The sequence below is a fragment of the Nocardioides plantarum genome, assembly GCF_006346395.1.
GTDB classification, from domain to species: Bacteria; Actinomycetota; Actinomycetes; order Propionibacteriales; family Nocardioidaceae; genus Nocardioides; species Nocardioides plantarum.
Window position 1 is genome coordinate 1 of the sequence record NZ_VDMS01000009.1, and the last position, 1,237, is coordinate 1,237.

Below are 1,237 nucleotides of genomic sequence, written 5' to 3' on the forward strand. Positions count from 1 at the left end.
TGGGCTCGCCGGTCCCCGAGCAGTCCCTCTTGCAGAGGTCCCGGTGGTCCCACTCCCCGGGCAGCACCCGCCGACCCCCGTCTCGGGGTCCCTGCTGCCTGGAGTCGTCCCGTGTCGTTCTCGTCGTCGCCCTCGACGCACCCGGTGCTGGCCTGCGCCAGCGCCCTGGGTGCCGCGCTGGACGAGGTCGCCACGGTCGACCCCCTGTTCATGACGACCCCCGACAAGGAGTCGGCCCTCCTCGACCTCACCGCCATCGCGGCACGCCTCGACGAGCTACGACTACGCGTGCTCAACTGCGCCGACGACGTCGCCGCCACCCACGGCGCCCGTGACGCCGGAGCGTGGCTGGCGCACCAAGCGCGCCTCGACCACCAGGCCGGGCGACGCGACCTCACTGCGGCCCGGTCCCTGACCCGCCACCCCCGCGTAGCCGACGCACTGCGTGCCGGCACCATCGACCGCGCCCGCGCCCACGTCGTGATGAGCGCCGTCGACGCGCTCCCCACCCACGTCGACCCCGACACCCGCACCCGCGCCGAGGCCCACCTGCTCGAGCAGGCACGCGCGTTCGACCCCACCCACCTGCGCGTCCTGGGCCGCAGGGTCCTGGCCGTCGTCGCCCCCGAGGTCGACGACGCCCACGAGGCCAGACTCCTGGCCGCCGAAGAGGCCCGCGCCCAGGCCGTCACCAGCCTCACCACCCGCCGCCGCGGCGACGGCACCACCGACATCCGCATCCGCTGCGCCGACACGACCGCCGACCGGCTGCTCACCTACCTGCAGTCCCTCACCTCACCGCGCCAAGGCAACCAGGGCGACCAAAGCAGCGACGACCCACGCCCCTACCCCCAACGCCTCGGCCACGCCTTCGCGACATTCCTCGAGACCGTCGACCCCACCCGGCTCCCCCTGCACGGCGGCGACGCCACCACCGTCATCGTCACCCTCGACCTGGCCACCCTCCTCTCCCAGCTCGGCGAGCCCGGCGTCGCCCTGATCGGCGACCAACCCATCACCGCGGCCCACGCCCGCCGCCTGGCCTGCACCGCCCACCTGGTCCCCGCCGTCCTCGACGGCGACTCCCACATCCTCGACCTGGGCCGCAGCCAACGCCTCTACAACCGCCACCAACGCAAAGCCATGGCACTACGCGACACCACCTGCCGCGCCAGCGGCTGCACCATCCCCGCCGCCTGGTGCGAAGCCCACCACCTCACCCCCTGGTCTCGGGGCG

At 74.1% G+C, this 1,237-nt stretch carries 1 protein-coding gene; it reads left to right on the plus strand.

The genetic code is table 11. The features are described from left to right. Positions 1–111: 111 nt before the first annotated feature. On the plus strand, positions 112–1,237 hold a 1,126-nt coding region (locus FJQ56_RS21900; protein WP_140011793.1), incomplete at its 3' end, for an HNH endonuclease signature motif containing protein.